Origin of the sequence: Actinoplanes siamensis (genome assembly GCF_016862395.1) — a bacterium.
Lineage (GTDB): Bacteria > Actinomycetota > Actinomycetes > Mycobacteriales > Micromonosporaceae > Actinoplanes > Actinoplanes siamensis.
Map to the genome: position 1 here is coordinate 144,528 of NZ_BOMW01000027.1, position 25,675 is coordinate 170,202.

Genomic DNA, 25,675 nt, shown 5'->3' on the forward strand with positions numbered 1-25,675 from the left:
ACGGCCGCGTCGATGCTGTTGCGGTGCAGCCAGGATCGAGCGTAGACCAGGTCTGTTTCAGTATGCGCAGGTAGCTGAACGCTCGGGCGTACTCCCCGGTCGACCGGCAGACCACACGCCGAGTTCCATGTGGGCGGTCGCGGCGTGGAATGGCTCGGCTTGCGACTCGTCGTCGGAGCACCCTACGACGAGGCGGCGGCGGCGATCGAACTCTACGTCGACCCGCTGCTTCAGGTCACCAAATACAACAGAAAATCCGCCTTTCAGGCAGTCGTTGTCATTCGCACCCCATCGGGCGACGGCATGGGTAGGCTCGACGGTGCGATCCGGCCGGTGTGCCAGTCTGAACCGCCGGATCATTCACAAGATCACCGGACTGCCTGAGCAGCCAACAAGCGGCCTGTCATTCATCTTTCCCACAGGCCGCGCTGGCAGTGACAGGTTGACGTGGCTCCGCAGGGCGCCCATCCGGGCGGGCGGCCGCGTTTGCCGTTACCACCTCATTACGCGGGAGCACCGCATCCGGTGGCGAGACAGCAAAATGTCCGGCGGTTTTGCTATTCCCGCGCGAAAGATGTGAATGAGAGGGTCCCATGTTCAGGTTGAGGCGCATGATGGCGGCCGCAGCCCTCGGAGTATCGCTGATCGTGTCGCTGATCCCCTCGGCGCAGGCGCATGCGCGGGCGCGAGTGGTGGATCCCGTCGTCACGCTGAAGGTCAAGGGAGCCAACGGCAGCGGTTGCCCGGCCTCTTCGAGCGTCACCACCGGCGTACCGGACAACACGGCGTTCTCCGTGAGTTTCAGCCAGTTCAAGGTGACCGGCGGCAGCTACAAAAACTGTAATGTCGTGATCGAAGTCAGCATTCCTGCGGGCTGGACATATTCGGTGTACGAGGTCATCAATCGCGGCTACGGCGTTCTCGGAAATAGCGCGTCCGGCCGGATTACCATGAACTCCTGGTTCACCGGTTTCCCGTGGACCCTGCGCGCGGACCAGACGGTCAAAGGGCCGTACGACGACTTCTGGCAGACGGACAGCACCGCCAGCGCGCAAATCTTCGCCCCCTGCGGCGCGTCGGCCAACTTGATTCTCAACACCACGCTGCGGGTCGCCGGACCCACGACGAGCTCGATGGAGTTGTTCGCGCAGGACGCCCGCGTATCAACCACTTTTCTTCTGAAATGGAAGAACTGCTGATTCCGGCAACACTACTTAATAGGAGTTTCTCATGTCCCGTACGAAGAAGGCGGCGGCGGTCCTCGCGGGAGCGTTGCTCGGGCCGCTTCTCCCGACGGCGGCTCAGGCGGTGCCGACGGGGGCGCCCGAGATCACCCTCAAGGTCCTGGGCGCCTTCGGCAGTGGCTGCCCCAAGGACACCACCTCCGCTCAGTCCACCGCGGACAACACCGCGTTCAGTCTGTCCTACAGCGCGTTCCGCGTGTACGGCAACGACTACAAGAGCTGCAAGGTGTCGGTCCGGCTCAGCGTACCCCAGGGCTGGACCTATGCGGTGACCTCGGTGGTCAACCGGGTGACGCCTGATCTGGACTATCAGTCCTCGGCCAGGTTGCAGATGAACGCGTGGTTCACCGGAAGCCCGTGGAACGCGTCGGCCACCAATTCGCTCAGCGGTCCGGATACCAACCTCTGGACCACGACGAGCAACACCGGCACCCTCATCTACGCGCCGTGCAACAAGTCGTTGGACCTGAACGTCAACAACACGCTGCGGGTGAACGGGAAAGCCTCGAGTTCCGCCGAGCTCATCGACACCGATTCTCAGGAGTCGACGATTTTCAACCTGACCTGGAAGACGTGCTGACATGCGAACACCTATCGGCCGGCAACAGGGCTCCCTGTGGCCGGCCGGTTTCTCGCCACCAAAATCTCCGCTGGGGAGCTGTCCGGCAAGCGCCGCGATACAAGCCAAGGAGTACCCATGTCCGGATTGAAGATCATCGTGTTGGCGCTCGTCGGCGCTTCCCTTTTCGTGCCGTCCACCTCGGCAAGTCCCCTGCCACCGCGGCCCCAACCGCAGCTCACCGTGAAGCTGCTCAGCGCGAACGGTAGCGGCTGCCGCCGCGATACCACCACCAAGCCGCCCGTCGACGCGCTCGTACTGCCGTCCGGGGCCGTTACGGTGCGATATCGCGGTTTTTCGGTATCGGGCAGCGACTACAAGAGCTGCGTCCTCTTCGTCAGCGTGGCGACTCCGGTCGGATGGACCTATCTGATCCCCTCAGTGGCCAATCAGGCCACCGTCACCCTCGACGAGTCTGCAACCGCGACCCTTTCGACGGCCATGTGGTTCACCGGCCTCGAATGGACCGTGCGCGACACCAAGAAAGTGACGGGCCCGCAGAACCGCACCTGGAACACCAGCGCCGTCCCCCGCCCGGCGGCGTGGGCCCCGTGCGGGACATCGGTGAACCTGTCCATCGCTGAAACGGTGCGCGTCGCCGGAAGCCCGGCGAACACCGCTCGCCTGGTGGCGACGACCTTCGGCCCCCCGAAGTGGCGGCGATGCTGAGCCGGGGACCAGGTACGCGCCGGCATTGCGACCCGATGGTCACGGAGCTCGTGCTCAATGGTCTGGTGAATTCGATGGGGCGGCCTGCCTGAGCGGTGCCGGCCGCAAATACCAGCGGTTCCCTGGCAGGGCAGGACGGCCTTCGTTATTTTGTATGCCAGGGTGTATTTCTTCTTGAGGGAGATCGCCGAGAAATCCTGGCCGCGGCAGCAATGCGGCTCCGGCGCTCTCTACCGATATCCAGGTACGTCGCTTGCGGCCGTGGTCGGCGAAGATGCGGGCCTGCCCTCAGAATCATCGGCTCGCAGCCCATTCGAAAAGAATCGCACCCTGTTCCGAATAGTCATACTTTCTCAAGGAGGATCTCATGAAACACCGCAACCCGCGCCGGCGTCTGGGCATTCTGGCGGCCGTCGCCATCCTGATGTTCAGCGCGCTGCCGACCGTCGCGGCACATGCGGCGCTGCAGCCCGTCTCGAAGATCTCGGTGGTCAACAACGGCGGGTACGTGTTCTCGTTCCAGGTGCAGTGGCTCAGCGGCGACGACGGCAACTGGCACACCGCCGACTGGAACAGCGGCAATTATCCGATCGACCAGACCCGGACCAGCCCACCCCTGTCCGAGATAGGTGTGCCGTCCGACGCGCTGGCGGTCACGCCGTACGGTTCGGCCGTCCTGGGCACGTCCGGGCAGGGCCACGGCTTCGTCCAGTTCGACCCGTCGAGCAGCAACGTCGCCACCTACAGCGCGACCGGCACCACGTTCGTCGGCTTCGACATCAAACTGATTTCCTGACCCGCTCAGCGCTGTCGCCCGGCGTCCCCTACAGCCCGCCGGGCGACAGGCTGTCCGCGGCACCGTTGCCGGTCGATGGGTCACCGCTGACCGGCCGCCCGGTTCCGCGTCGGCCGTAGCGCCTGCCAGGACCTCCACCAACGGGCAGAGCGCCACCCTGGTTCCGGTGATCGCCGTTCGGCTTCACTCCGGGACCGCCGGGAGAACCTGGTGAGCCAACGCCTGCCAACCCGGCACGGATCGCGGGGCGTGGTCGTTCCCGTCCTGCCGCCGTCGGCCGGCGTGCCGCGGCCCGCTGGTCCCACAGCAACATGGTCGACGGCCGGGCGTACGCCTTCCCTCCGACGACGCGTTGGCCCAGGAGTCGCTGGTGCATGATGGAGTCCCGCGCCGCCGGCGGCATCACGCCGTCTCGTTCTGATCTTCTACATCGATGAAGCGCACTCTGAAAGAGTGCGCTTCGTGCAGTATGTGGCAATTGTCACTCGGCGGTCGTCGAAGTGCTCCTCACGAGGACATGCGCAGGTAGCGCCGCGCCCGAGGGCCTGTGGGCCCAGTGTCAGAGCGTCCCACGGCGTGCGGGCCAAGTTTCCTTCCCATGCCCGGAAGGCTAGCCTCCCCCTCTAGTTAGGTAAGGTTTACCTTATTGGAGGCCCCGTTGGAGCGGTCCGATTCCCCACATCTGTTTTCCGGCTCCACCCTGGACGGTTACACGGCCGGTGTGTGGCACGCGTCGGCGCTGCTCGCCGACCGGGTGAAGGCAGTGCGGCAGCCGTACTCCGGCGCAGGCGTCGCCGAGTTGCAGGAACAGGTCGACACCGTCGACCTCGACCGGCCCCTCGGTGACACCGGTGCGGCATTGCACGAAGTCGCCCGGCTCTACCTGGACAACGCCGTCTGGTTCCATGAGCCCGCCTACGTCGCCCACCTCAACTGCCCGGTCGCCATCCCCGCGCTCAGCGCGGAGGTACTGATCTCCGCGGTGAACTCCTCGGTGGACACCTGGGACCAGAGCACCGCGGGCACCCTCATCGAGCGCCGCCTGATCGACTGGACGGCCGGGCGGATCGGCTTCGGCCCGGGCGCCGACGGTATCTTCACCAGCGGCGGCACCCAGTCCAACTTGCAGGCCCTGCTGCTGGCCCGCGAGGAGACCCTGGCCGGTCCGGTCGGGGACCGGGCCACCGCGATCCCGAAGCTACGGATCTTCGCCACCACCGAGAGCCACTTCAGCGTCAGCAAGTCGGCCGGCATCCTCGGCATGGCCGCCGACGCGGTGGTCGGTGTGGCCACCGACGGCACCGGCCGGATGGACCCGGAGGCGCTCGCCGCCGCCATCGACGACGTGCGCCGCGACGGCGGGATCCCGATGGCCGTCGTCGCCACCGCCGGCACCACCGACCTGGGCCGCATCGACCCGGTCGACGCCATCGCGGCGATCTGCGAGAGCCGGGGCATCTGGTTCCACGTCGACGCAGCGTACGGCTGCGGTCTACTCGTCTCGCGCCGCCGGAACCTGCTGGACGGCATCGAGCGGGCTGACTCGGTGACCGTCGATTTCCACAAGAGCTACTTCCAGCCGGTCAGTTCCAGCGCGATCGTGGTGCGCCGGGGCGAGACGATGCGCCGGATCGCGGTGCACGCCGACTACCTGAACCCGCGCACCGCCGCCGTGCCGAATCAGGTCGACAAGAGCCTGCAGACCACCCGCCGCTTCGACGCGCTGAAGTTGTGGATGACGCTGCGGACCATGGGCGCCGAGCAGATCGGTGCCATGTTCGACGCCGTCATCGACCGGGCGCACGAGGTCTACCTGGAGATCTGCGACGACCCGGACTTCGAGGCGGTGGCCGCGCCGACGCTGAGCACGGTGCTGTTCCGGTACCGGCCGTCCGGCACGACCGTCGCCGAGTGCGACGACCTGATGCCGCGGCTGCGCCAGCGGCTGTTCTACGGCGGCCGGGCGATCGTCGCCGGCACCACCATCGGCGGACACTACTGGCTCAAGTTCACCCTGCTCAACCCGAACACCACGATGGACGATCTGCGCAGCGTGCTGGACCTGATCCGCGGGATCGGCGCCGAGATGACCGGCGAGCGCGACGAGGCCGCGGCGGTGATGGCCTGATGCGCGGCACGTACGACTTCGCCGCGATCGGCGTCGGCCCGTTCAACCTGGGACTGGCCGCGCTCACCGAGGACCTCACCGACGTCGACGGAATCTTCCTGGAGCAGCGGGCCGAGTTCGACTGGCATCCCGGTCTGATGATCGACGGCGTGACGATCCAGGTGCCGTTCATGGCCGACCTGGTCACGATGGCCGATCCGACCTCGCGCTTCTCGTTCCTCAACTATCTCAAGCAGGTCGGCCGGCTCTATCCGTTCTACATCCGGGAGAGCTTCTACCCGCTGCGCGCCGAGTACAACGAGTACTGCAAGTGGGTGGCCCGGCAGCTGTCGTCGGTCAGGTGGAACACCCGCGTCGACACCGTCACCCACGACGGCGAGGCCTACCTGGTGCACACGAACGGTGAGACGTTCCGGGCCCGCAAGCTGGTGCTCGGCATCGGCACGGCGCCGCGTATCCCGGCCGTCGTGGACCAGGGGCCGTTCCTGCACAGCGCCGACTACCTGCCCAAGAAGGCCGAGCTCCAGCAGCTCGACTCGATCACGATTATCGGCAGCGGGCAGAGTGCCGCTGAGATCTACCTCGATCTTCTCAACGACATCGGGACGTACGGCTACCACCTGAGCTGGATCACCCGCTCCCCGCGGTTCTTCCCGATGGAGTACACCAAGCTCACGCTCGAGATGACCTCGCCGGAGTACATCCGGTACCACCAGCGCCTGCCGCTGGAGACACGCGACCGGCTCGGCCGTGAGCAGCGCAACCTTTACAAGGGCATCAGCGGCGACCTGGTCGACACCATCTACGACACGCTCTACACCAAGAGCCTGGCCGGGCCGGTGTCCACGACACTGCTCACCGGCACAGCCCTTTCCGGCGTGATCTGGGACGGCGAGCGCTGGACGCTGGCGCTGGAGCACCAGGAGGAGGGTAGCTCGTTCACGGCCACCACCCGGGGACTCGTGCTGGCCACCGGCTACGCCCCACGGGTGCCGTCCTTCCTGGACCCGGTCCGTGATCGGATCAGCTGGGACGCCCGCGGCCGGTTCGACGTCACCGTCGACTACGCCGTCGACCGCGAGGGTGACGAGATCTTCGTCCAGAACGCGGCCGAGCACACGCACAGCGTGACCGACCCCGACCTGGGCATGGGCGCCTACCGCAACAGCGTGATCCTGCGGGGTATCACCGGGCGTGAGATCTACCAGGTCGAGGAGTCGATCGCCTTCCAGCAGTTCGGGGCCCCCACGGCCGACATCCCCAAGGCACTGGTGACATCGTGAGACTCGTACCGCTGAATCTTGATCGTGATCTCGATCTTCTCTTCGCCTGGGTGACACATCCCCGTGCGCACTACTGGGGCCTGCAGGGCGCCACCGTGGAGCGGGTGCGCGAGGAGTACCAGGGCTTCCTGGACAACCCGCACTACGACGTGTGGCTCGGGCTGGACGACGACGATGCCCCGCTGTTCCTCGCCGAGACCTACGACCCGGCGCACAGCGAGCTGGCTCCGCACTACCCCGTACAGCCCGGTGACATCGGCATGCACGTGCTCGTCGCGCCGCCGACCCGCAAACGCTCCGGGGTCACCTCCGCGGTGATGCGGGCCGTCATGGACTTCTGCTTCGCCGATCCGCGGATCGAGCGGGTCGTCGTCGAGCCGGACGTCCGCAACGACGCCATCCAGCGCAAGAACGCCGAGGTCGGGTTCGTGCCGGAACGCGACGTGCCGCTGCACGGCAAGACCGGCCGACTCAGCTTCTGCACCCGCACGGCGTACGCGATGAGCGTCCCGCACCTGCGACCGGAGGCCATCGAGTTCGCGCACCGGCGGCTGATCGCGAAGGCCATCGCCGAGTTCAGCCACGAGCGCCTGATTACGCCCCTCTATGACCCTCCTCAAAACAGGTACCGATTCGGCGAGAACACGTTCACCGCGAAGCGCTACCCGCTCGAGCACTGGGTGATCGACCCCGAGTCGCTGGACGGGCCGCTCGACGCGCTCGACTTCATCGCTCGCCTACGCGAGACGCTCGGCATCCCGGAGAAGCTGCTCGGCACGTACCTCGAGGAGATCTCCGCGACGCTGGCCGGCAGCGCCTGGAAGTACGCGCATCGCCGGGAGAACGCCGAGGACCTGGCGCACGCGAGCTTCCAGACCATCGAGGCGGCCATGACCGAGGGGCACCCCGGGTTCGTGGCCAACAACGGGCGCATCGGTTACGGGCTCTCCGATCACGAGGCCTACACCCCGGAGTCCGGGCGGCCGGTCCGCTTGCGGTGGGTCGCCATCCGAAAGGACCAGAGCATCTTCGTGTACTCCGGTGACGAGCGCGACCATTACCGGGCCGAGCTGGGCGACCTGCTGGACCGTTTCGAGCAGCAACTCCGTGGCCACGGGCTGGACCCGGCCGAGTACCGCTACCTGCCGGTGCACCCGTGGCAGTGGGAGCACAAGGTCACCGTCACGTTCGCACCCGACGTGGCCCGCAGGGCGATCGTCCCGCTCGACGCCGGACCTGATCGTTATCAGGCACAGCAGTCGATCCGGACGTTCTTCAACCTGGACCGGCCGGAACGCCACTACGTCAAGACCGCGATCGCCGTGCAGAACATGGGCTTCCTGCGCGGGCTGTCGCCGAAGTACATGCAGGCCACGCCGCCGATCAACGACTGGGTCGCGCGGGTCGTGGAGGGTGACGAGGAGTTGCGCGCCTGCGGATTCGGCGTGCTGCGGGAGCTGGCGTCGATCGGGTACATCGGCGACGCCTATCACCGGACCGGGACGCCCAGCGCGTACACCAAGATGCTCGCCGCCCTGTGGCGGGAGAGCCCGCTCCCGCGCCTCGCCGAGGGCGAGCGGCTCGCCACCATGGCCAGCCTGCTGCACCGCGACCGCGCCGGCAACTCGCTGGCCGCCGCCCTGATCCGCGAGTCCGGCGTGGCACCGGCGGCGTGGGTGGCGACCTACCTGCGCGCCTACCTGCGGCCGATCGTGCACTGCCTGCTCAAGCACGATCTGGCGTTCATGCCGCACGGCGAGAACCTGATCCTCGTGCTCGAGAACCACGTACCTGTCCGCGTGTTCATGAAGGACATCGGCGAGGAGGTGGCGGTCATGAACGACCAGCCGCTGCCGCCCGAGGTCGAGCGGATCCGCATCGACGTCAGCGACGAGATCAAGGAACTGGCGGTCTTCACCGACGTGTTCGACGGGTTCCTGCGGCACCTCGCCGGGATCCTCGACTCGGACGGGGTGCTCAGCGCCGCCGAGTTCTGGGCGCTCACCGGCGACTGCATCCGCGAGCACGCCAAGGACCACCCGTCACTCGGCGGGCGGCTCGACCTGCTGCGGCCCACGTTCCGGCACTCCTGCCTGAACCGGCTCCAGCTGCGCAACACGCTGCAGATGGTGGACCTCACCGATCAGGCCAGCTCGCTGATCTTCGCGGGTGAGCTGGACAACCCGATCGCGGCATGAGGGTCTACCGCGACGCCTACGGGATCCCGCACCTGCGCGCCGGCTCGGTCCTCGACCTCGCCTGGCTGCAGGGGCGGGTGACCGCCACCGACCGGGGCCGTCAGATCACCGTCGAGCGGCTCCGCTCCGAGGGGCGTCTCGCCTCCGTCGCCGGGGCCGCCGAGGTGGGGTGGGACCGGTTCGCGCGACGGGTACGGCTCGACGAGACGGCGCGACGGTCATTCGCCGATCTGGACGATGCGACCCAGCGGTGGCTGCGGGCGTACGCGGCGGGTGTCCGCGCTGGTGGCATCGAGTGGCAGCCCTGGTCGTCGCTCGGCGTTTTTCAGGTGCAGCACGTTCTGTTCGGGACGTTCGGCAACAAGATGTGGCGGGCGCACGTCGAGCGGACCCTCGGCCCGGACGCCGCCGCGTGGTTCGCCAACGAGGGGCCGGGCGGCTCCGGCAGCAACGCCTGGACGATTCCGGGCGAGATCGCCGGCGACCCGCACCGGCTCCTCGAACTGCCCGGCGTCTACCAGCAGATCCGGCTCGCCTGCCCGGCCTTCGACGTGGCCGGGCTGACCTTCCCGGGCGTCCCCGGCGTGCAGCACTTCGGCCACGCCGGATCGGTGGCCTGGGCCGTCACCAACGCGATGGCCGATTACCAGGACCTCTACATCGAGGAGCTGCGCGCGACCGGGGACGGGTTCGAGGCTCGCGGCGCGAGCGGCTGGGAGCCGGTGGTCACCCACCAGGAGACGATTGTCGTACGGGACGAACTCCCGGTCGTGGTCGATGTCCTGGAGACCGCACGAGGGCCGGTCATCGATGGAAACCTGAGTCTTCGTACGCCATCGTTGTCCGCATTCGACCTTGGTTTCGACGCCCTGTTGCCGCTGCTGCACGCGTCCACCGTCGACGATGTGGCCGACGCCCTGTCCCGCTGGGTCGAACCGGTCAACAGCGTCCTCACCGCCGACAGCACCGGCCGCACCCTGCAGCTCACCGTCGGCCGGGTGCCGCAGCGCGACGAGCGCAACCGGATCGTGCCGGTCCCCGCCTGGGAGGCCCGCTACGCGTGGCGGCCGGAGTGGGCGCCGATGTTCCGTGCCGAGGTGACTACCGCCGTCAACGCCAACGACCGGCGGCCCGACACCGAGCCGTACGGCGTGGACTTCGCACCGCCCGCCCGCGCCCGCCGGATCCACGAGCTGCTCGAATCCGGGGTGCCGCACGAGTCGATCCACATGGACACCGCGCTCCCCGCCGACTCCGCCGAGGCCGGGCGCCGGATGGCCGAGCGGTCGGCCGTCGCCCGTGGGTTGTGCGACCTTCCCGCGTTGGGGCCGCTCTTCTCGCCTTCCGGTCATGATCCGCTGTTCGCGCCGTGGACCGATCCCCGTGCGCGGATCGGGCTTGCTCTCGACGGGGTGCTCGCCGGGCTCGGCCTCGATCCGGTGGCCCTCGCCGCCGCGCCGGCCCCTTCGGCCTCAGCTTCCCCCCTGCCCGGTTTGCCGGATTCTTTCTGGGGTGCGCGGCATCTGCTGCACCCGCTTCAGCTGCCCGGGCTGCACGTCGACGTGCCGGAGGTCCGGCTCGGTGGCTCGGCCGGCTGCGTGCTCAACACGTCCAGCATTCCCGGGGTCAGTGACCTGTGCTGGCGCGGGCCGGTCGCCCGCTATGTCTGGGACCTCGCAGACCGGCGGCGTAGTCGGTGGGTCGTACCGTTCGGCGCGTCCGACGACCCCGCGTCGCCACACTTCCTCGACCAGCTCCCGCTCTGGGCGGAGGGGGCGCTCGTCCCGCTGGTCACCGACTGGGAGGACCTCATGGAGGAGCGCTTGATCGTCTTCGCGGAGAAGCTGCCCGGCCTGGGCGAGCTCACCATGGTTCCGCTCGATCCGGCCGCGCACGCCCCGGTCGTGCACGGCTGGGTGACCAAGGAGCGCAACCGGTTCTGGGGCATGGGCGAGCACTCGGTCGCCGACGTCGAGGAGATCTACGGTTACGTCGACAGCCTGGAGAGCCACCACGCCTACCTGCTGCTGCTCGACGACGGCCCGATCGGGATCTTCCAGACGTACGAGCCGTCACTCGACCCGGTCGGCGAGTGCTACGACGTGCAGCCCGGTGACTTCGGCCTGCACCTGCTGATCGACGCCGAGGGCCGCGATCTGCCACACCTGACCAGCGCCGTCTTCCCGGCCCTGCTCCGGCGCCTCTTCGCGGCGGACCCGGCCCGCGCACGCATCATCGCCGAACCGGACGTCCGCAACGACCGCATGATCAGCCGCCTCCAGCGGGAGGGTTTCACCCTGGGCCCGGAGATCGACCTAGGCCACAAGAGGGCCCAGCTGACCTTCCTCGACCGGGTACGTTTCGAGGCCGCCGGGAGGTAGTGGCGGCGTTCTCACCGCCGTGGTGGCCGGCCGGGCCCCGGGCGGCGACCGCGCACGCCCCGCGCGCAGCGCCATCGCCCCGGCAGCCAGGTCCTCCACCACGGCGACGACCGACTCGAGTTCAGTATCAGAAGCTGACTGTGTCGTCGCGCGTTGCAGCCGGGCTGGCCAGAACCAGGTCAAAGGCTTGGCCGAGATCGGCGTCCATAACGACGCTTTGTGAGCGGATGTGGCTGAACGGTGGCGTAGAGACGTGGAGGTCGGTCAAGGTCGGCGAGGTGCCAAGACCGGCGTTCAGAAGAGCTTTCTCGATGCTGCCGTCTGGGGGCGTGGGCAGGCCGACTTCTTCCAGAGTGAAACCCACCGGTGAATCCTCGGCGGGGAAGGCCATCTCCGGCACGTGCCTTCCCGTATGCGTGAGCGCGATGGTGCGGTAGCCGCTTCCGAGGTTGCGGGCGAGGTAGTAGCCCATGGGCAGTGCTGTGAGTTCGCCGTCGAAGATCGCGGTGGTTTTCTGAATGTGGTTGTTGTGCGCCATGACGATGATGCGGGCGTCCACGGTCGTAGCGGCGAGGTCCTGCACCGATGCCGCCATGTGGCGCTCGCGGAGCGACGGGTCGCAAGGGGCGCCGCTACCTGCGAAGAAGGCGTTCATGGCGCGCAGTTGGTAATCGGTGTGGACGGCTGCGTTGAGGCACCGGCGTGCGGTTGTGTAGGCGTCAAGGCCTGTCTGCTCGATGTAAATCGGTTCCATGGTCTGTAGCCGCAGGGACAACCGGGCGAGGCCGGCGGTGAGAGCGTCTTGTTCAGCGGTGCCGAGGGCGCCCCACTGATGTGCGGACAGGACGGCTGAGCTGCCGGTGATGCGCCCGGCCAAGGGCAATATGTCGTTCAACGCAGCGGAGGCTGACGGATCGACGCCGGCCAAGTAGGCGTCCGCCCGCGCGAGATCCGAGTTCAAGGTCAGCGTGTTGGGCAAGTCGATACCGATGACCTGCAGTGGCTTCGGACGGCTGCGGTTGTAGTCGCGTAGCCAGCGCAGCAACTGCCCGAACACGCCTACGGTCAGAGGCCCTACGAGCTGCGGCAGGCCGGCGTCGTCACCTTCACCTGCCAACCACGGATTGATGGCGGCGGCTTCTGCGTGGCCGCATTCGAACGCCAGGGTGGTGAAGCCGCACTCTTCCACGAGGTATCGCACCAGGCGAGCGCGGGCGAGCGTGAACTCCACGACGAAGTGAGCACCCTCGCCGACCCCGACGACACGGGCGTCGGCAAGCGCACCTCGGAGCGGCTCAAGATCGGAAAGCTGTGGATCGAACGGATCCAAGGTGTTCAAAGTGACGGTGCCGGTGAGCGAAGTCATGACTGGAGCACTCGACTCTCTGTTCGAAGGGCATGGCGGCTAGACGCAGCGGCCTATGCCGCTGCGTCGGTTGAGGACCGCTTCGCTCAGAGGTAGAGGATGCCAGGAAACACGTTCCCACCTTATAGCCGTCGTTACCGGTTGGTGAGGCCGCTCCTGCGGCTGGGAACGCTTCTCGCGGACATACCACGATCTCCGCGTCCAGCATGGCCGGGCGAACCCCAGGTTACCGGGTCTGAGCGCACCGGAGAGGTCCGCCACCCGGGCCAAACGTCCACCGCTGATCCCCGGTGAAACCGTGCGCCGCCGGATCCTCGTCCAGCAGCATGGCCAGCTCCCGCGGCTGATCCTCGTCGAGGCGGCACCCGTCCACCGCACCGGGCGCCCGCCGGGCGTACCCGTTCCGGCCGCCGCCGGGATCCAGGCGCGACAGCGCCGCCCGGGTGCCTCCTGGCGACCCGGGCGGCGCGGATACCGTTGATCAATCAGCGCACGACGAGGCGTAGGTCGGCCGGCACCACCTGCTCGGGGGCGTCGTCGGCCGCCACGGCCCGCAAGGCCGCCTCGTCGATCGGGCCGGTGACCGTGACCAGGGCGGTCCGGCCCAGGTCGACGAACTCCATCGCAACGCCGCCCGCGTACTCGATGGCCGAGACCGTCAGGCCCTCCGCGACCGGCCGGCCGGCGGCCGGACGCAGCTCGACCGTCGCGCCCAGCCGGACCGTCCCGGCGACGCAGCGCACCGTGCACCGCAGCGACGTCGGCGACACATCCTTGATCTCGAACAGCTGCAGCTGCGGCTCGTCATCCATTGCCCGCCTCCCGGACGAACTGCTCGATCTGTTCGCACGAGAGCTTCGGCAGGTCCAGCAAATCCGTGCTGGGGTCGCTCGTGGAGACCCGGATCGGAACTCGGATGCCCATGCCCTTGAGGATCTCGCGCGACCGCTTCAACGGGATGATAATCGTCGACCGGCGTTCGAAGTCGGCGGCCGTCATCTTGAGACCGACCTCCGCCTCCTGCGGGATGAGGCCGCGCGGCTTCACGACGTCCCGCAGCTTGCCGACCGGGGTGATCACCACGACGCCCTGGCCGCTGTAGCGGTCGGAGTCGGTGGCGAAGACCGTCGCGACGCGGATTTTTTTGACCACGTCCCAGAAACCTTTGATCGACTTGGTCGCCTGACCGGACCGAGCTGATCGACGACCAGGATCAGGCAGGACAACACCTTGCCGCTGAAGCGACTCGTGATGTCGTCCCGGGCGCCTGTGAACGATGTCACTGAAGTCCGGACAGCACGGCTTTTGATCTAGGCCTCGGTGCGCCGATCAGCACGGCATGGTCCAACTTCCGGTGCACGGCGGCTACGCCCGGCTGCGGTCGTTCGCGCAACGAGACCTGATGCGCTCGTTGCGGCTGTTCTTCGTCGTGTCACTCGCCGTCTGTTCGTTGGTACTGACGATTCAGATCGCTCACATGGGCATCGGCGTCGCAGCGACGCTGGGCTGCGCGGCAGTGCAGGTGCTGGTGCTGACACTGCACGCCGTGGAGTTCCGGCGGGCGGCTCCGCTGCCGGTCCGGTGGGACCTGCTCGAGCTGTCCGCAGTGTTGTTCGTATTCTCCCAGGTGACCGACGTGACCCCGGTCGTCAACACGCTGTTCATGCCGGTCCTGTTCCGCGCGGCCATCGGCAGTCTGCCTCGGCTGCTGCTCTCGCAGGCCGGCTACCTGGGCGTGTGGCTGATCGCGGTCGCCATGCCCTGGCAGGTGAAGCCGATCGTCGGCGCCATGATCTCATTGCCGATCTCCGGGCTCATGGTCTACATCACCCGCACCCTGATGACCAAGCTGCAAGAACAGCAGAAGGCTCAGAACGCGCTGCTCGAAGGCGTACTCACGGAACTGCCGTTCCCGGTGGTGGTGGCCGACACCGCCGGTGCGGTGGCGCTGGCCAATCCCGCCGCGAAGGATCTGATCGGCTGGCCCGAAGCTGGCGTACCGAACCTGGACGAGCTGCGGCTGCAAGATCTCGAGGGGCTGCCGATCGACCTGCGAACGGTGGTGGCCGAGAGCGCGGACGGCGCCCACCGCCAGCAGCTGGAGGTGCGCCTGGTACGCGCCGACGGCTCCACCGTGCGGGTCGTCGTGCAGACCGTACCGCTCGCCACGGGCCTCACCCGGGGCCGCAGCATGGTGCTCGCGCTGCGCGACGTGACCGCGCAACGCGCGTACGAGGAACACCTGCACAGCGCGGCGTACGTTGACCTGCTCACCGGGCTGCCGAACCGCCGCATGCTGTCCGAGCGGCTCACCCTGGTGCACGACAGCGGCATCCCGTACGCGGTGCTGCTCATCGACCTGAACGACTTCAAGCTCGTCAACGACACGCTGGGCCACGCGATCGGCGACGAGTTGCTCACCGGGATGGCGCGGCGGATCCGCCGCGCCGTCAACGAGACCGCCACGGTCGCCCGGCTGGGCGGCGACGAGTTCGCGGTGCTGCTGCCGCACGCGACCCCGGAAAGAGCAGAAGCCGCGGCGCGGGCCATACAAAAATCCTTCGCCGAACCGCTGCACCTCACCTGCGGCCCGCTGCAAGGCAAGGCCGCGGTCGGCTTCTCGGTCGCCGAACCCGGCGACACGCCGGACCGTGTCATCGAGAAGGCCGACGCGGCGATGTACCTGGCGAAGCCCGAGGCAAAACGGCGCACCCGCACGCCAGCCGGCACCCGCGACGCCCGCGGCTGATCATGGCACTGGCAGGACGGGGCGCACGGGCGTTTCACCGACGAGATAGGGATAGATCGCTTCGACCAAGGCCGGGTCGCGGTAGGCGGTGGCCAGGGTGATCCAGGACAGGAACCCGCCATAGCCGCCGCACAGCGCGCCGCCGCCGTCACCGCCGCACAGCACGGCCGGGTCGGTGGTGAATTCCGCCCGGTAGGGATCATCGCCGATGACGAGCCCGAAGAAGTTGGGATTCTGGATCAGCGGGACATCACCGTAGGGCTCGCCGTCAGGGTATTCGTCGCCCCACCGGAACAGCGTGGTCGCTCCGGCACCGCAGTCGTATTCCCACTCGTCCGGCGTGGGCGGCCGCAGGCCTCGCCACTCCAGCCGGGCCATGACGGACTCGTGGTCGTCGGTGCCGTCATGCTCGGCTGTCAATAGCGAGTCGGTGTCAACCGAGCGCACAGCGACCAGCCGAGCCGGCAGGGCCGCCCGGCGCCGTGGGGACATCTGTTCGGCCAGGAAGCGGTGGATCGGCTCGGGCACCGAATATTCGGCTACCGCCTCCGCGAAGTCTTGCAGTTGGCGAGAGGTGGGAACGAACCGCGCAGGATCGTAACCGAGCTCTACCGTGCCGCCAGGCACCAACGCGTACCGGATGCCGTCACGCTCGAACAGCGCCACCCGCCCACTGCGCCCGGCGTAGCCGTGAGCGCTGACCGACACCAGCACAGCCTCGACGGCATGGGCGATAGCGGCGGCAACGCCGACAGCACCAGCATCGGAGAGGGCCAGCCAGCCATCCACAGTGAGATCGGCATGCGACATGCAGGCATTATGCAGTTCGGCGGCTGATCCGGAGACGTTGGCGCCGGCCGTCGCGCGGTTGGGGCCGATGGCGGTGATGTCTTCGCCGCGCGGCTGCTTATCGACGCCGTTCCCGGTCGTCGTCCGTGTCCGGGTCGGTGGTGCTGTGGGGCAGGTTGATCAGGCTCAGCACGTGGTGAGCGGTGCTGCCCGCAGGGGCGTACAAGCGAAGCGGGTACGGGCGTCCCTCGCCGGAGCGTTGGGCCCGATACAGCTCGGCGATGGCGGCGCTGCCGAGGTGGGTGACCGCGGTGAGGTCGACGGTCAGCTCGTGGGTGCCGCCCAGCGTGCGCCGGTCGAGTTCGGTACCCAGCTCGGCGACGGTGTCGGTGTCGAGCGGGCCGTAGATGGCGATACGGCTGCTCCTAGCGTGCGGCTGATCGAGCATGATCGTCACCTCGGCCGCCGTGCCGGTCGCGCCCGGACGGCCGTGACTGATCTGCTCGTCCGTGAATAGCTTGGCGGGACGGGACAAGCGCCGCCGCACGGTGGCCGTCGTGCCGTCATCGGACCGGTCGATGTCGAGGTGGTCGGCGAAGCCTGCGGTCATGGCCAGCCCGAAGCCGTGGCCGGCGCGGAGCTGTTCGTCACCGGGGCGGGCGCGTTCGCGCCAGCGGCCGTTGTCGGCGACACACAACCGGGCTTCGCCGTCGTTGCGCAGGTAGGCCGTGACGGTCACCGTGACGTCGTCGCTGTCCGTCCGGGCATGCTCGTAGGCGTTGGTCACCAGCTCCGTGACCGCGTGCGTCAGCGCAAGCCGGTCGCGTTCGCCGGCGCCGTGCAGGGCCAGCCAGTCCTGGACGGCGGTGCGAGCCATCCTCGCCGTCACTGTGTCGACCGGGCCGCTCAGGTACAGCGGCGGGGGCGGGACGCGCCGTTGCGCGGCGAGCAGGGTGATGTCGTCGGTGTGCCCTGATTGGCGCACCAGCAGTTCCAGTGTCTGGGTGCTGGCCCGTTCGACCGCCGACAAAGCGGGATCGAAGCCGCGTCCGGCAACGCTGTCGATGGCGACTTGGGACAGCTCGACGGTGGCTGCGGCCGGGTCACGGCCGGGGCGTTCGATGATGCCGTCGCTGTAGATCAGCACCATGTCGTCGGCCTCGAGTCGGTCGGTGTCCAAGCGGTAGTCGGCGCCGGTGCCCAGCGGGCCCGAACCGGACAGCGGCAGGTATCGCGCGGACTCGGTGTTGACTACCAGTGGGGGTGGGTGCCCGGCCGAGCACCAGGTCAGCGTGCCGTCGGCGGGGTCGAGCGCGGCCAGGCACACGGTCGCGGCGTGGGCCGCCGGAACGCGGCGGGCCAGCCGGTCGGCCGCGCGGATCGCGCCGAGGAGGTCGCCGGTGTCGTCGAGCCGGTCCTGCAGTACGGTGCGCAGCTGCCCCATCGCGGCGGAGGCGGCCACGCCGTGGCCCACCACGTCGCCGGCCACGAGCGCGACCCGCCCGTCGGGCAGCGGCACCGCGTCGAACCAGTCCCCGCCCGCCGCGGTGTCCGCGTCGGCCAGCAGGTAACTGGCCGCGATCTGCACCGAGGGCAGCACTGGAAGCCCGGGTGGTAGCAACTGCTGCTGCAAGGTGCGGATGACGTCGAGTGCGTGAGCGTAACGCCGTTCCGCCTCGGTCGCGCGGTCCTGGTCGGCCTGGCGGCGCCGGACCTGTTCGGTGACGTCGATGGCGAAGGCCGTGATCCCGGCGATGGCACCCTCCCCATCCAGGTACGGCTCGACGATGAAGTCCAGGAAGTACTCGCGCCGCCGGTCGTCGGAGTCGCCGACCTGGAACCGCCATTCCCGCCCGCCCTGGGCCTGGCCGGTCGCGAACACCTTTTCCATCATGGGGCTGATCTGCTGCGCTGCGAACTCCGGGAACAACTCGTGGAAGGTGCAGCCCACGACGTCATCTTGGTCGACGAACGACCGGAACGCGGCATTCGCCGCGGTGACCCGCAGTTCCGGGCCCTCATAGGTGGCTATGAGCAGGCTGCTGGCGTCGAACCGGTCGCGAATGATGTTCGCTTCCCCGATCCGGCTGTCGGCGTCGTCGTTCATGCTCGCAATCCCGCTCCACCGTCGTCGCTTTCCGCCATCACGTACAGTCAACGCTATCTCGCCGAGCGTGCTCGCCCGTCAGGGGCCGCCTTTGCCGGTGGTAGCAGGTTTCGTGCGGCCGGCGGATTGCTTGGCGCGTGGGTGAAGCGGGCTCAAGACGCGAGGTGCCCGGCGGCGGGGAAGATGTTCATGTCCACGCCGAGGTCGGCGATGAGTTCCTGAGCGCGGCGCGGACCGATCGCGGATCAGCGAACGGCGGTACCCGTTCAGGTCGCGTAGCCGACGGATCGGTTTCGGTGCAACGAAGCTGGACGAGCACATTCCCCGCTCGACGACCTTGGCCAACCACACCGCATCAGTTTGTCGGTCTTGGGCCAACCGGGCACGTTCTAGACATGCGTCGCGTTGAGCAGCCAGCACTCGAACCCGTCGGCCTCAAGCAGATAGAACACCGACTTCCAGTAGTCAGAGGTGGCCACCCAGGTCACGCCCCGTTCGCGCATAGGTCGGCCAGACGCAGCAGCGCCGCGGTGCTGGTGGCGTACTCGGCGACCTCCTGCCGACGTCGGCCGGCGACCTTCTGCCCCGTGGCTCCCGGGTGCCAGCCGGCGGATCGGTCCACCGGATTCCTTGGCTCGGGTACTCGATCGTCCGATATTCCTGGTGATCCGTTGCGGCATGCCTCTCAGCGGAGATCATCCCGGGAGTTGAGCATGTCGAGTCGCCAGTTCGTCACCTTCGAGGTCGCCGACCAGTTTTTCGGCGTGGACGTGGACGCCGTGCAGGAGGTGCTGTCGTACAGCGAGTACACGCCGGTGCCGATGGCGCCGAACGCCGTCGGCGGCTTGTTCAATCTGCGCGGGCAGGTGATCGCCGCGGTGGACCTGCGTGTTCAGTTCGGGTTGCCGCGCCGCGACATGTCCGGCCTCGTGATGAACGTGATCGTGCGGTACGCCGGCGAGCCGGTGAGCCTCCTGGTGGACCGCATCGGGCAGGTCGCCTATCTGGACGCCCAGTTGTTCGAGGAGCCGCCGGCAACACTGACCGGCCCGGCACGTGCGCTGGTCACCGGTGCGTACAAGACCGACGGCAGGCTGCTGCTTGTGCTGGACGTCGCCGAATGCGTGAACACCTCCCGCGTCCCGGCCTGAGACCCGTACTCGTAACACCGCGGCTCGCCGGGGGCAGCCTGGCCTTTCGTTTCACGCCGCTCTTGCGAGCAATCGTTGCCGACATGCCGGTCGCTGTCGTAGATCAGGCGGGGCCAGGCGTCTGTGCGTCCGGGCGACAGGACGCCGTTACCCGCAGCGCACGCCGAGGGCGAGGCCAGGCAGCAAGCACGCGCCCTGGACTACACCGCCGACGTCACGTCGGCCCTCCTGACTGCGAGTCCATTCGCAAAGTGCGACCTCGCGTCGCAACGGCAGATCCGGATAACGGCTGGCGGTCCGGTGGCTTGGCGCGTCAGGGTGAGCCGTGATCACTATTCAACGCGTGCGTGTGCGCTGGAGTGCGGCAGCACGTGGAGCACCGGCGGCGAACGTCCGGCGGGGTCTGTGCAGTCCAGCGGTGCTTCCGCCGTCGATGCCAGCCGGTGATGTGGTCATTCACGACGTCCTTGCAGATGAGGCAGCCCGGTACGTGCCTCATGACGGGGTAGTCAGTGGTGGCCTGGATCAAGCCCGTGAGCTCGACCTCTGGTTGTCCGTGGAGAGCGGGACGCTGGTCGTTGACCGGCTACCGGGTTGGGCCGCCTATCCGCGGCAGAGTGGCCCGGCCCGTCTCTTCGCGCTCAAGCTTGGGGAGATCGGCCGGTATCGGGCGAACTTCCGGTTCACCTTCACCACCTGCGCCTGCAATCCGAGCTGGTACTACGAGGACTGGCTGATGCTCATCGCGAACGGCGAGATGAAGAGTGACGGGTTCGTCTCACACGAGTCCGACCATCATGTCGACCACCGCGTCCACCTTTACGGCGGAGCGAGACGGCCGAGCCGGGGACACGGCACGTGAGTGCGAGGCTTCGGCCGGCCCGCACAATCGGCAGATCCGGATACCGAATGCTTATGAGCTGCGGGCCGATGCCCGGAAGTGTTCGTGCGGGCGCTGTCGATGGCCGAAGGCCAGCGGCTGCACAAGATCACGCGGACCGCGAAGAACCCGGTCAAGCTGCGCCGGGCGACCAGTTCCGCCGAGGACGCCGCGGCGGCGAGCCGGGACCTTGCCGGATATTTCGACACGCTGACCGAGCGCAAGCGGACCGAGGCCGGCGTGGGCCTGCTCGACGACCTGGTGGCCGGGCCGCTGCGTGCCGGTGAGCTGAGCCAGGAGGAGGTCTCGGCTCACCACCGCATCGACGGCAGAGCACTGAACACGAGATCAACACTTGCCGGCGAAGACGGCGAGCAACGTGAGCGGTGACGCCTGCCGGGGCCGCTGACCAACTTCGACGGCGTCCTTTGAGCTTGTCCTTGGCTCGCCGGCGAGCGGGAGTCGCTCCGGCTAACCGATGTCGGCTCGGACATCGCAGCACTGACCGCACCCCAGGCCGATGCACGCGCCCTTCGAGGCCGTACCCTCATGCGCTGGTGCGCGTGGGTTCGAGTGTGATGCTGTCGATCGTGGCGTTGGCGATGCGGTTCAGCGTCTTGGTGTCGACCCCTGCCTTGAGAAGCGCCTCGAGTCCGCGATGTGTGGCGACAACCAGCCCGCCGAGCGCCGCGGAGTCGGCGGCCGGATCGACCTGCCCGGCACGCTGAGCCTGCTCGACGAGCATACGGCAGCTCTCGAGCAGCGTTTCGTAGGCTGCGAGCGACCGGGCAGCGATGCCCTCGTCCTCCCACGCCAGTTCGGCGGTGGTCTTGGCCAGCAGGCAGCCACGCCGGTCGGGACACCCATCCGGCGCGGTGAGCCAGGCGCGGAGGCGGTCGAGCGCCTGATCCTCCGGACCGTCGACCCGGGCCGCGGCGCTCTGGTCGGAGCTGGCGCAGTACTCGTCGAAGATTCGCCGGAACAGGGTCTCCTTGTCTCCGAAGGCGCTGTAGAGGCTGCCTTTGCTGAGCCCTGTCACGCGGGAGAGATCGTCGACCGAGGTGCCGTGGTAGCCGGTCTCGTTGAACTGCCGCCGCACGGCGATCAGCACTTCGTGCTCATCGAATTTTCGTGGACGCCCCATGTCGGCATGGTACGCCGTTCTGAACGATGGTTCCAAAAAGGTTATGGACGTTCGTTCCAGAATCTGCTTATTCTGAACGCATGTTCAAAACTCTTGTTCCCGCAGACGTCACCGAGTTCGCCGGCAAGCGCGCGATCGTCACAGGCGGCTCGCGCGGGATCGGCGCGGCCATCGTGCAGCGGTTGCTCGACGGAGGTGCGAGCGTCGTCACCACGGCACGCAACGCCACCGACGAGACGCCGAAGGGCGCCACCTTCATTCCGGGAGACATCAGCACGCTCGCCGGGGTACGGGCGTTCACCGCGGCAGCGCTGCGCGAGCTCGGCGGTGTCGACATCGTGGTGAACAACGCGGCCGCGGCGCGGACACACCTCGGCGGCATCGCGTCCATCCCCGACGAGGAATGGCTCGACGCCCTCGACCTCAACTACCTGTCCGCCGTACGCGTCAACAACGCGCTGCTGCCGGCGCTGCGCGAGGCGGGGGCGGGCAGCGCGATCGTCAACATCTCCTCCGGGTCAGCGATCCTGCCCGGCCCGGCGCTGGCGCACTACGCCGCCGCGAAGGCCGCGCTCAACACCTACGGCAAAGCGCTCGCCGCCGAACTCGCGCCGGCCGGGATCCGGGTCACCACGATCATGACCGGCAACGTGCTCACCCCCGGGGCCGACGCGATCCGCCAGAACTTCGCCGACGCGATGGGCGTCGAGCTCGCCGCGACCACCGCAGGCATCCCGCTCGGCCGCCCCGGGGACCCGCGTGACATCGCCGAGGCCGTCGCCTTCCTCGTCTCCGACCGAGCCCAGTGGATCACCGGCGCCAGCCTCAACGTCGACGGCGGCGAGCTCCCCGCCATCTAGCTCCACACCCGGCCGGCCAAGCGGGCCCAGCCTTCCCTCGCCGGACCCGCGCGGCCGACCGGGGTCGTGCCCGACTCCCGCGCTACGGGCCCGCCGAACCGCTGCACCTCACCTGCGGCAGATCCGTATGTCATCAAAGGATGTGCGCTGGGCGCGTCTCCCCCGACCGCCGTAAATCCCATAAAATTTGTGATCATCTGTTTATTTGGGTGCATGGTGGTCAATGTCTGCGGGACGGTTACCACCACCCAAAGGAGGATTTCATGGCATCGCGAACGCTCAGCGCCGCCGTAGTGCTCGTCGGGACGGCGGGCGTGACCGCGCTCGCCGCCACCCCGGCCCAGGCCGCGACTCCGTGCGTGCAGAAGATCGCCGTGGTCAACAACGGCGGCTTCGTGATCAACTTCCAGCTCACCACGCGCACCGGCGAACTGTCCGCGCCCACCGACGACTACCCGATCAACCAGTACCGGGTGGTCGATCTGAACTCGACGCCGTTCGCGCCGGGGTCCGACGTCCGGCCGCTGGTGCATGCCCAGGCCGGCAACACGGTCGCCGGCAACGTGTTCGTGTCGTTCTGCGACAACGGGCAGACCGCGACGTACACCGCCAGCGGCACCACCCTCAACTACAGCGTCACGCTGCTGACCTGATCCGGAGGCACCCGATGGTTGCGCGTCGCGCGGCGTCCGCCAGCGTGATGCGCAACCACAGGTCGCATGAGGATGTCATGGAACGGCGAAGCGTCGAGCCGCCCGCTGCTGGAACGTGTCGGCCCGGTGCGGCCTGCGGCCGAAATCGCGCCAAATCCGCCCGATCGTAGATTTCGACAGCCCCGACTTCTCGCCATCGAGGCCCGCGACCAGTGGGTGGCGTTGCGCGGAGTCCGTTCGAGGGTGTCGACCACGACCTGTTCGACCTGGTCCAGGGTGATCCGGCCAGGGCGTTGCTCGTCATTGGCGCCGCCTCGCGGCCTTGCGTCGCCGTAGTGCTCGGCCGCGGTCGTCGCCGGCTCAGTGACGCCGGAAGGCGTCGACGACGAGGTCGAGCAGTCTGGTGATGCGAGGGTCACTGGCCGTTTCGAGGTGCCACAGGAAGCTGGCCAGGGCGATCAGATCCCCGGCCCGCGCGTCCTCGCGAAGCTCACCGGACGCGATGCCCCGCGAGAGCAGCATGTCGATGGCGACCATGGTCCTGTCGTACTGCTGATGATGGAGCTCGGCCTGGGTGGCGGCGTCCAGCGCCTGGGCGAGGGCACGCTTCCTCCGCCCGAAGGCCGCGAGGTGGTCCAGCCACGCCCGGAGCGCCTCGACCGGAGGGCGCGCGTCGGCGAGGGTCCGGGACGCGGCGAGCAGGTCGGCGAACTCGTCCTGGTAGACCTCCACGAGCAGGGCGCCCCGGGTGGGGAAGTGCCGGTAGATGGTGCCCTGTCCTACGCCGGCCGCGCGGGCGATCGCTTTCATCGTGGCGTCGCCATCGGCGTCGAGGGCGGCCCGGGCGATCGTGAGGAGTCGCCTCCGGTTCTTCTCCGCGTCCGCACGCAGGCGTCGTCCCGACTCCGTTCCGGCCTCGGCCATGGGGCCCTCCCTGTCCTTTTGGTGCCAACTGACATCCAGGCGCCGTTGCAATCGGACACGTGTCCACTTAACCTAAGCGGACACGTGTCACCTTACAGCTTGGGGTTCCGGTGAACGACTCGACTCTGCACGGAAAGACGGTCATCATCACGGGAGCGAGCAGCGGCATCGGCCGGGCGACGGCGGACCTGCTGGCCCGGCGCGGCGCGAATGTGGTGCTGGCGGCCCGGCGTACGAACCGAATCGAAGCGCATGCGTCGGCGTTGCGCGACGGCGGCGCGCGGGCGGCAGCGATCGCGGTTGACGTGTCGTCTGCCGTCGACGTTCGGGCGCTCGTCGATCAGTCAGTGCGGCTCTTCGGCGGCATCGACGCGTTCGTGAGCAATGCGGGGGTCGCGCGATTGGCGCGGCTGGAAGACGGCGACGGCGCGGACTGGGATGCGATGGTCGACGTCAACTTTCGTGGGCTGTTGCACGCTCTGGCCGCGGTGCTACCGGTTTTCCGCCGGCAAGGACACGGACATGTCGTAGCGGTCGTGTCCACCTCCGGCATCACGATCTCCCCCACCATGGGGGTGTACGCGGCGACGAAGAACGCCGCCCGCACCGTGATGGAGGCGCTGCGGGCCGAGTCGACGGACGGCGTCGTGCGCACCACCGAGATCTCGCCCGGTTTCGTCCGTACCGAGCTCGCCGACGGCATGGACGACGCCTTCCGCAAGCAGATCCAAGCCGATATGCACTCGTTCGGCCTGGATCCCGCCGCCGTCGCCCGAGCGGTGTGTTTCGCCTTGGAACAGCCGCAGGACGTCGAGATCGGGTCGTTGACGATCCGGCCGACCGTGCAGGGCTGAGCCACCACGAAGACAGGGAGGTAGGAGCCGGTCCGGGCCACCGTCGCACCGCGGGCCCGGTGACGGCTCGGTGCTGACCCTGTGGGACGTGGCCGCCGGCGCGCCGCTACCAGCAGATGCTCGACCCCGGTCACGCCGAGGCCTGGCCGGCCACCCGAGCGGATTTCACCGCCCTGTTCGACGGCCTGGAGCTGATGGAGCCGGGGGTCGTGCTGGTCACCGACTGGCGGCCAAACGGCCACGTGTCGGACGTGGACCCAGCCGGATCAGCATCTGGCCGGTGCCGCCCGCAAAGCCTGAGCGACACCACCCCGTTCCTCCTGCGGCTCCCCCGCGACCGACCGCGGGGAAGGCCATAACAAATTTTTCCGAAAGACTTCCGGAAGATTTCCGAACCTGCGATACGACCGCCCGCGGTCCCGTCGCAGGTTTTTCCTGTCCGTTTCCGAGCGCTGGCGGACGAGCAGCCCCAACATTCTGCAGATGAGCTGCAGACTTCTTCTTTGATGTCCATTTTGTCGAGAGAAACTTCCGAAACATCTCCGAAACCTATTGTTTGCGGATGACTCCCGTGCTTAGCATCGTTAAACATCGAGCTGCATCCATACCTTGCTCAAGTCGTTGTCGCCTCGGCATCCCCCTCGGCGTATGGGCGGTCTCCGCCTGCCGGTGTGCCCGCGACCGCGACCCGGGCGGGGCTTCGAGAAGGAGAGGCCATGGTGGCAGGTAGCTTCTCAGTCCACCTCGGCGGTACACGTCGTAGACGGTCGTTGGGAATGCGGACCGTGGTCGGAGCCACGGTCACGGCGGCGGCCGTCGCGGTGAGCATGATCGCGATGATCCCGGACGCGAGCGCGGCGGCGAACACGCTCGGCGCCGC

General features: G+C 68.0%; 25 protein-coding genes and 2 pseudogenes. 18 read left to right on the plus strand and 9 right to left on the minus strand.

The features are described 5' to 3' along the window. The first annotated feature begins 144 nt into the window (after positions 1–144). The 10 genes and pseudogenes from Asi03nite_RS15260 (at position 145) to Asi03nite_RS38910 (ending at position 11,318) form a co-directional block, all read left to right on the plus strand. Positions 145–384, plus strand: coding sequence for a hypothetical protein (locus Asi03nite_RS15260; protein WP_203680340.1), 240 nt, complete (start codon positions 145–147; stop codon positions 382–384). A 227-nt stretch (positions 385–611) separates the two neighbouring features. Continuing rightward, positions 612–1,199: a DUF4360 domain-containing protein gene (locus Asi03nite_RS15265; protein WP_203680341.1), complete on the plus strand. Its 588-nt coding sequence runs from the start codon at positions 612–614 to the stop codon at positions 1,197–1,199. 31 nt (positions 1,200–1,230) lie between these two features. Beyond that, entirely contained in the window at positions 1,231–1,824 is a 594-nt protein-coding gene (locus Asi03nite_RS15270; RefSeq protein ID WP_203680343.1) for a DUF4360 domain-containing protein, read from the plus strand. Between the two features lie 117 nt (positions 1,825–1,941). Further along, the gene (locus Asi03nite_RS15275) at positions 1,942–2,532 is read left to right on the plus strand and encodes a DUF4360 domain-containing protein (RefSeq protein ID WP_203680345.1); all 591 of its coding nucleotides are present in this window, start codon (positions 1,942–1,944) and stop codon (positions 2,530–2,532) included. Between the two features lie 367 nt (positions 2,533–2,899). Continuing rightward, entirely contained in the window at positions 2,900–3,328 is a 429-nt protein-coding gene (locus Asi03nite_RS15280; RefSeq protein WP_203680347.1) for a hypothetical protein, read from the plus strand. A gap of 658 nt (positions 3,329–3,986) precedes the next feature. Continuing rightward, positions 3,987–5,456 (plus strand): pyridoxal phosphate-dependent decarboxylase family protein, encoded by a 1,470-nt coding sequence (locus Asi03nite_RS15285; protein WP_239102700.1) that lies wholly within the window; start codon positions 3,987–3,989, stop codon positions 5,454–5,456. Then, on the plus strand, positions 5,456–6,739 hold the full coding sequence (locus tag Asi03nite_RS15290) for a lysine N(6)-hydroxylase/L-ornithine N(5)-oxygenase family protein (RefSeq protein ID WP_203680351.1): 1,284 nt from the start codon (positions 5,456–5,458) through the stop codon (positions 6,737–6,739). The genes Asi03nite_RS15285 and Asi03nite_RS15290 overlap by 1 nt, the downstream gene beginning before the upstream one ends. Then, complete coding sequence (locus Asi03nite_RS15295; RefSeq protein WP_203680353.1) at positions 6,736–8,937, plus strand: GNAT family N-acetyltransferase; 2,202 nt, start codon at positions 6,736–6,738, stop codon at positions 8,935–8,937. The genes Asi03nite_RS15290 and Asi03nite_RS15295 overlap by 4 nt, the downstream gene beginning before the upstream one ends. Further along, positions 8,934–10,736, plus strand: a pseudogene (locus Asi03nite_RS15300) (penicillin acylase family protein); the annotation flags it as partial. The gene Asi03nite_RS15295 and the pseudogene Asi03nite_RS15300, both read left to right, overlap by 4 nt. Before the next feature lie 12 nt (positions 10,737–10,748). Continuing rightward, positions 10,749–11,318: a GNAT family N-acetyltransferase gene (locus Asi03nite_RS38910; protein ID WP_373872116.1), complete on the plus strand. Its 570-nt coding sequence runs from the start codon at positions 10,749–10,751 to the stop codon at positions 11,316–11,318. 127 nt (positions 11,319–11,445) lie between these two features. Here Asi03nite_RS38910 and Asi03nite_RS15305 read toward each other — a convergent pair whose 3' ends face one another. The 3 genes from Asi03nite_RS15305 to Asi03nite_RS15315 form a co-directional block, all read right to left on the minus strand. Beyond that, positions 11,446–12,684, minus strand: coding sequence for an erythromycin esterase family protein (locus tag Asi03nite_RS15305; RefSeq protein WP_203680357.1), 1,239 nt, complete (start codon positions 12,682–12,684; stop codon positions 11,446–11,448). Between the two features lie 485 nt (positions 12,685–13,169). After that, positions 13,170–13,496: a hypothetical protein gene (locus Asi03nite_RS15310; protein WP_203680358.1), complete on the minus strand. Its 327-nt coding sequence runs from the start codon at positions 13,494–13,496 to the stop codon at positions 13,170–13,172. Further along, on the minus strand, positions 13,489–13,836 hold the full coding sequence (locus Asi03nite_RS15315; protein WP_203680359.1) for a hypothetical protein: 348 nt from the start codon (positions 13,834–13,836) through the stop codon (positions 13,489–13,491). Before Asi03nite_RS15315 ends, Asi03nite_RS15310 begins: the two co-directional genes overlap by 8 nt. A 187-nt stretch (positions 13,837–14,023) precedes the next feature. Between Asi03nite_RS15315 and Asi03nite_RS15320 the strand changes: the two genes are divergently transcribed. Continuing rightward, complete coding sequence (locus Asi03nite_RS15320) at positions 14,024–15,433, plus strand: GGDEF domain-containing protein (protein ID WP_203680360.1); 1,410 nt, start codon at positions 14,024–14,026, stop codon at positions 15,431–15,433. Here the strand turns inward: Asi03nite_RS15320 and Asi03nite_RS15325 are convergent, their stop codons facing one another. The 3 genes from Asi03nite_RS15325 to Asi03nite_RS15335 form a co-directional block, all read right to left on the minus strand. Next, positions 15,434–16,243 carry a hypothetical protein gene (locus tag Asi03nite_RS15325; protein WP_203680361.1) on the minus strand — a complete coding sequence of 270 codons (810 nt, stop codon included), beginning with the start codon at positions 16,241–16,243 and terminating at the stop codon, positions 15,434–15,436. 97 nt (positions 16,244–16,340) lie between these two features. Next, positions 16,341–18,329: a SpoIIE family protein phosphatase gene (locus tag Asi03nite_RS15330; RefSeq protein WP_203680362.1), complete on the minus strand. Its 1,989-nt coding sequence runs from the start codon at positions 18,327–18,329 to the stop codon at positions 16,341–16,343. 484 nt (positions 18,330–18,813) lie between these two features. Further along, on the minus strand, positions 18,814–18,951 hold the full coding sequence (locus Asi03nite_RS15335) for a hypothetical protein (RefSeq protein ID WP_203680364.1): 138 nt from the start codon (positions 18,949–18,951) through the stop codon (positions 18,814–18,816). A 91-nt stretch (positions 18,952–19,042) separates the two neighbouring features. Here Asi03nite_RS15335 and Asi03nite_RS15340 point away from each other — a divergent pair, with 91 nt between their 5' ends. The 3 genes from Asi03nite_RS15340 to Asi03nite_RS37865 all read left to right on the plus strand — a co-directional run bounded on the left by Asi03nite_RS15340 (position 19,043) and on the right by Asi03nite_RS37865 (position 20,750). Continuing rightward, positions 19,043–19,480: a chemotaxis protein CheW gene (locus tag Asi03nite_RS15340; protein ID WP_203680365.1), complete on the plus strand. Its 438-nt coding sequence runs from the start codon at positions 19,043–19,045 to the stop codon at positions 19,478–19,480. A gap of 418 nt (positions 19,481–19,898) precedes the next feature. Then, entirely contained in the window at positions 19,899–20,342 is a 444-nt protein-coding gene (locus tag Asi03nite_RS15345; protein ID WP_239102701.1) for a hypothetical protein, read from the plus strand. Positions 20,343–20,426: 84 nt separating this feature from the next. Beyond that, entirely contained in the window at positions 20,427–20,750 is a 324-nt protein-coding gene (locus Asi03nite_RS37865) for a hypothetical protein (RefSeq protein WP_239102702.1), read from the plus strand. A gap of 157 nt (positions 20,751–20,907) precedes the next feature. Here Asi03nite_RS37865 and Asi03nite_RS15355 read toward each other — a convergent pair whose 3' ends face one another. Next, on the minus strand, positions 20,908–21,504 hold the full coding sequence (locus Asi03nite_RS15355; protein ID WP_203680366.1) for a TetR/AcrR family transcriptional regulator: 597 nt from the start codon (positions 21,502–21,504) through the stop codon (positions 20,908–20,910). 80 nt (positions 21,505–21,584) lie between these two features. Between Asi03nite_RS15355 and Asi03nite_RS15360 the strand changes: the two genes are divergently transcribed. Both Asi03nite_RS15360 and Asi03nite_RS15365 read left to right on the plus strand, forming a co-directional pair. Then, positions 21,585–22,364 (plus strand): oxidoreductase, encoded by a 780-nt coding sequence (locus tag Asi03nite_RS15360; RefSeq protein ID WP_203680367.1) that lies wholly within the window; start codon positions 21,585–21,587, stop codon positions 22,362–22,364. A gap of 263 nt (positions 22,365–22,627) precedes the next feature. Then, positions 22,628–23,017, plus strand: coding sequence for a hypothetical protein (locus Asi03nite_RS15365; RefSeq protein ID WP_203680368.1), 390 nt, complete (start codon positions 22,628–22,630; stop codon positions 23,015–23,017). A 108-nt stretch (positions 23,018–23,125) separates the two neighbouring features. Here Asi03nite_RS15365 and Asi03nite_RS37870 read toward each other — a convergent pair. Both Asi03nite_RS37870 and Asi03nite_RS15370 read right to left on the minus strand, forming a co-directional pair. Further along, positions 23,126–23,328 (minus strand): annotated as a pseudogene (locus Asi03nite_RS37870) (IS630 family transposase); the annotation flags it as partial. A 49-nt stretch (positions 23,329–23,377) separates the two neighbouring features. Then, positions 23,378–23,941, minus strand: a complete 564-nt coding sequence (locus Asi03nite_RS15370) for a TetR/AcrR family transcriptional regulator (RefSeq protein ID WP_203680369.1) — start codon at positions 23,939–23,941, stop codon at positions 23,378–23,380. 110 nt (positions 23,942–24,051) lie between these two features. Between Asi03nite_RS15370 and Asi03nite_RS15375 the strand changes: the two genes are divergently transcribed. After that, on the plus strand, positions 24,052–24,795 hold the full coding sequence (locus Asi03nite_RS15375) for an SDR family oxidoreductase (protein ID WP_239102703.1): 744 nt from the start codon (positions 24,052–24,054) through the stop codon (positions 24,793–24,795). Between the two features lie 116 nt (positions 24,796–24,911). Next, complete coding sequence (locus Asi03nite_RS38915; RefSeq protein WP_203680371.1) at positions 24,912–25,154, plus strand: SAM-dependent methyltransferase; 243 nt, start codon at positions 24,912–24,914, stop codon at positions 25,152–25,154. Positions 25,155–25,675: the final 521 nt, after the last annotated feature.

Coding starts and splice junctions, on each gene's coding strand:
- Asi03nite_RS15265 (WP_203680341.1), top strand. CDS start 612: ATGATGGCGGCCGCAGCCCTCGGAGTATCGCTGATCGTGTCGCTGATC.
- Asi03nite_RS15270 (WP_203680343.1), top strand. CDS start 1,231: ATGTCCCGTACGAAGAAGGCGGCGGCGGTCCTCGCGGGAGCGTTGCTC.
- Asi03nite_RS15275 (WP_203680345.1), top strand. CDS start 1,942: ATGTCCGGATTGAAGATCATCGTGTTGGCGCTCGTCGGCGCTTCCCTT.
- Asi03nite_RS15280 (WP_203680347.1), top strand. CDS start 2,900: ATGAAACACCGCAACCCGCGCCGGCGTCTGGGCATTCTGGCGGCCGTC.
- Asi03nite_RS15290 (WP_203680351.1), top strand. CDS start 5,456: ATGCGCGGCACGTACGACTTCGCCGCGATCGGCGTCGGCCCGTTCAAC.
- Asi03nite_RS38910 (WP_373872116.1), top strand. CDS start 10,749: ATGGAGGAGCGCTTGATCGTCTTCGCGGAGAAGCTGCCCGGCCTGGGC.
- Asi03nite_RS15305 (WP_203680357.1), bottom strand. CDS start 12,684: ATGACTTCGCTCACCGGCACCGTCACTTTGAACACCTTGGATCCGTTC.
- Asi03nite_RS15310 (WP_203680358.1), bottom strand. CDS start 13,496: ATGGATGACGAGCCGCAGCTGCAGCTGTTCGAGATCAAGGATGTGTCG.
- Asi03nite_RS15320 (WP_203680360.1), top strand. CDS start 14,024: ATGGTCCAACTTCCGGTGCACGGCGGCTACGCCCGGCTGCGGTCGTTC.
- Asi03nite_RS15325 (WP_203680361.1), bottom strand. CDS start 16,243: ATGTCGCATGCCGATCTCACTGTGGATGGCTGGCTGGCCCTCTCCGAT.
- Asi03nite_RS15330 (WP_203680362.1), bottom strand. CDS start 18,329: ATGAACGACGACGCCGACAGCCGGATCGGGGAAGCGAACATCATTCGC.
- Asi03nite_RS15340 (WP_203680365.1), top strand. CDS start 19,043: ATGTCGAGTCGCCAGTTCGTCACCTTCGAGGTCGCCGACCAGTTTTTC.
- Asi03nite_RS15355 (WP_203680366.1), bottom strand. CDS start 21,504: ATGGGGCGTCCACGAAAATTCGATGAGCACGAAGTGCTGATCGCCGTG.
- Asi03nite_RS15360 (WP_203680367.1), top strand. CDS start 21,585: ATGTTCAAAACTCTTGTTCCCGCAGACGTCACCGAGTTCGCCGGCAAG.
- Asi03nite_RS15365 (WP_203680368.1), top strand. CDS start 22,628: ATGGCATCGCGAACGCTCAGCGCCGCCGTAGTGCTCGTCGGGACGGCG.
- Asi03nite_RS15370 (WP_203680369.1), bottom strand. CDS start 23,941: ATGGCCGAGGCCGGAACGGAGTCGGGACGACGCCTGCGTGCGGACGCG.
- Asi03nite_RS38915 (WP_203680371.1), top strand. CDS start 24,912: ATGCTCGACCCCGGTCACGCCGAGGCCTGGCCGGCCACCCGAGCGGAT.